This is a genomic window from Thiomicrorhabdus sp. ZW0627, from assembly GCF_029767005.1.
Taxonomy (GTDB): Bacteria; Pseudomonadota; Gammaproteobacteria; order Thiomicrospirales; family Thiomicrospiraceae; genus Thiomicrorhabdus.
In genome coordinates this window covers 1-3,565 of the sequence record NZ_JARUQR010000002.1, presented here as the reverse complement: position 1 = coordinate 3,565, position 3,565 = coordinate 1, and the positions used below count along the sequence as shown (strand labels likewise).

The window sequence follows — 3,565 nt, the reverse complement described above, 5'->3', positions numbered from 1 at the left end:
TAACCTCTTCAGCCTTAACCTCTTCAGCCTTAACCTCTTCAGCCTTAACCTCTTCAGCCTTAACCTCTTCAGTCTTAACCTCTTCAGTCTCAGATGTTACGCCCGCTTTGTTTTCAGCAGATACCACATCACTTGCACTTTCAACTTCAGCGCCTTGCTTTTTGTTCTCTGCCGCTTTTTTTAAAGCCTCTAGTAAAACGCTCACGGTTCTAACTACCTAACTAGTTGTGATCAGTTTTCAAGAAGTTTCTCAACGATGTGAGATCTCCATGATCTACGTCAGGATTTTTGACGACGATCGGTCTGATGAAGATAACCAGCTCGCTTTTCTTTGCCACGTCATCTTTATAAGAAAACAAGTCTCCGACTACAGGCAACTCATTTGCCCATGGCACGGCCGTTTTATCATTAGTATTCGAATCCTCGATTAATCCACCGATAACAGCCGTCTGTTGGTTTTTCAGCTTAAGAACGGAAGCCATTTCACGCTCCTGAATCACAGGGATACGGCTGATAATATCTTCTTTGGCCAAATCTGGACTTGGATCATTAACATAACCAACAATTCTTGAAATCGTCGGACGGATATTCAACGAAACGTTGTCGTCGTCACTGACAAATGGCGTGACACTCATCATAAACCCAACCGGAACAGTATGTACTGTGGTTTCATAAGTCGTGGTACCGGCACTTGTCGTAGTGGCGGATTCTCGGTTGACTTCAATTGTGAAGTAAACTTCATTATTGACGACTTTCAACAACGCCGTTTGATTGTTTACAGCCATAATCTTAGGGCTGGAAAGCACTTTAGTATTCCCGAACTGCTGTAGCATTCGGATTCCAAGATCCCAGTCTCCACCGATACCGGTAAAGTTAAAACTCGTAGAAGCTGTACTCGAAAGAGTCGTTGTTATTAGATTCTGACTAAACACACCATTGCCACTATCGGATTTCACTAATGTCGACCAGTCAATCCCAGCTTGATATTGATCAGACAGTTCGACTTCGACAACCGTCGCCTCAATCATTACCTGCTTTTCCGCACGACTCATAATATCGTCTAAATAGGTTTTGACGGCACGATGCTCAGCACCTGTTGCAAAAATACTGATTACGCCGGCTTCTGGATTAACTACGATATTATTGTTCACAATTCTAGCTCTTTTGCCGCCGGCTGCTGCCACAGGAGCTGCTTGTTTACCGCCCGAAGACTTCCCTAATCCCGACTTAACGATGCGCGCTAAATTTTGTTCAACGGAATCCCAAAAGTTATGTTCTGAAACAACTTTAATATTGGATGCGCTTCCACCTGTACCTACATTTGTACCAATCCCGGAAGAACCGCCGACAGACATCTTCATATCAATCGTATCTTGACTAACTTTCTGAATATTCACATAGTCAATTGAGTAGTTATGCCAATAAGGCTTATCAGGTCGAACGACAATACTTGTTGGCGTTACTTCATATAAAAATCCCAGCTGTACAGAAATTCGTTTAAGGATAGTAGGCAAATCTTGGTTAACCGCATTAATTGTAACCGCACCATCTACACCCGAGTGTAAATCCAACTGCTTTCCGGAATCCTGGGCCAACTTGAGAAGTAACTCTGATAATGGAATATTAATAGCTGAAACCGAATACTTCTTTAACGAGTTCTGAAAATTCGGCTTAGGTGGCAAAATCGCTCTTTTTGAAACTAAATCTGGAATCTCACTTGGTTTAGATTGCTTGTCTTTCAAGACTTCCTGTTTCTCAATATGCCCCTCTAATGCAAACTTTTTATCAACAGGCGGTGATACCGGCTCCCGGGTAACTTCGGAGTTGTAACTGGCACAAGACACCAATACCATTGCTGACAACAAGGGAATCAAGATTGAAAAAAAGTGTTTAGTATGAATGTATCGGCTCATGAGCGGCATCCCAGTTAATTTAACGATTGTTTAGTAGTCTCTAAACTTTTTAATAAATGCTTTACAGGTGTTATAAAGGGTTGTGACTTTTTTAAACTGCTTGGTAAAACAGATAACTTTTGCATTAAATATGAATAACTGTTGGACTGCAAATAAAGGAATTTGACACGATATTTATCCGTGTTTGAATTCAAGTCTAACATAACATGTATTTTTCCCGAAAGCATTTTATGATTATTGTATATAGAGCTTGCTTTAGGGTATCCGGCCACTGTTGAAGTAGACAACTGAATCAAATAACTAGAGGACTCGAAAGTCTTCAACCATTCTTCTGTAGCCTCGTGTTCAGAGATCAGCGTCTTAAGCACTTCCTCTGATAAATCACCTGCCGAAGGCAATAACCTTGCGAGCTTATTCAGTACAGGATCAACCAGCTCATTATCAGTTTCACTTCCACCTTTTCTTAATATTACATTATTACTAGGGACTTTATCATTAATTTGCGTAATATCAGCATTCAATTGATTATTGGAAGCTACACTAGTGAACTGCTCTACTGGCGCACTTTCAAGTGAACCAATTGAATCAACTACTCGAATATAACCAGCTTTGTCAGTTAAAAAATTAACAATAACATTTTCAAACCGATACACACCAAAGACTGTAATGGAAATTAAGACCAATAACGTTAAAAGAATGGCAATAGATTGCCGTCTATCAGGAACAAGATTCTCAGGAGAGATGTTTTTAAAATGCTTTCGTTTTAAACGACTGTCGCCTGTTCCGTAAACAGCCATCAATAACTGATCCGCTATTGTATTGATTGAACGAGGTAAACCCGATGACAACTTATGAATTTGACGAGAAAACTTTGTATCAAAGAAGTCCAATCCCTTATAAGAGGCCTGGCGCATTCTATAATTTAAGTAAGACTTAACCTCATCAGGCGTCAATGCAGGAACATGCATATGATATGAAATCCGATCCTTTAGTTGGCGTAAATCATGGTTCTGGAGCGCAATATCCAACTCTGGCTGACCGAATAATACGATCTGGATCAGTTTATCAACATCCGTTTCAATGTTGCTCAACAACCTAATCTCCTCAAGTGTGTCAACAGACATTGCTTGAGCTTCATCAACCAACATGACCACCTGACGACCAGAACCATGCAATTCCAGCAACCTTTCTCTCAAAAGTTTTAGCAAAGAATATTTAGGTAAGTCTGATTTGACAATAACAGAAAGCTCATCGGCAATATGGAACAACAAATCCTTAGGAGAAAGGTTGGGGGAATTAATATATACAATCTGAAAATTAGATTCCAAGGAATTGGCAAGGAGTCGCAGCAATGTGGTTTTACCGCAACCTACTTCGCCAGTCACCTTAATAATTGGGTCACCCCGACGAATAACATAGAGCAACGCATTAAGAATATCGATTCTAGAGGCCTGTTCATAAAAAAAATGAAGATCTGGAGAATTCTTGAACGGTAACTGCTTCAATCCAAAATGGCTTCTATACATAGGGAATTCCATAAAACTTCTAGGTTTATGCATAATACCCTATTTAAAGGAGTAACAAAAAATAAATGTAGCAGACAAAATTCAGACATAAAAAAACCCGCCGATGCGAAGCAAAGGCGGGTTTTG

3 protein-coding genes are annotated in these 3,565 nt (G+C 40.1%); all 3 read right to left on the bottom strand.

Annotated features, from left to right (window positions below):
• Nucleotides 1-205 (bottom strand): hypothetical protein (locus QCB45_RS06315; RefSeq protein WP_279420021.1); only part of this gene is annotated, 205 nt, incomplete at its 3' end.
• A gap of 16 nt (nt 206-221) precedes the next feature.
• Nucleotides 222-1,913, bottom strand: a complete 1,692-nt coding sequence (mshL, locus tag QCB45_RS06310) for a pilus (MSHA type) biogenesis protein MshL (protein ID WP_279420020.1) — start codon at nt 1,911-1,913, stop codon at nt 222-224.
• 14 nt (nt 1,914-1,927) lie between these two features.
• A complete protein-coding gene (locus QCB45_RS06305) occupies nt 1,928-3,439 on the bottom strand; it encodes an AAA family ATPase (RefSeq protein ID WP_279420019.1) in 1,512 nt (503 codons plus the stop codon).
• Nucleotides 3,440-3,565 lie beyond the last annotated feature (126 nt).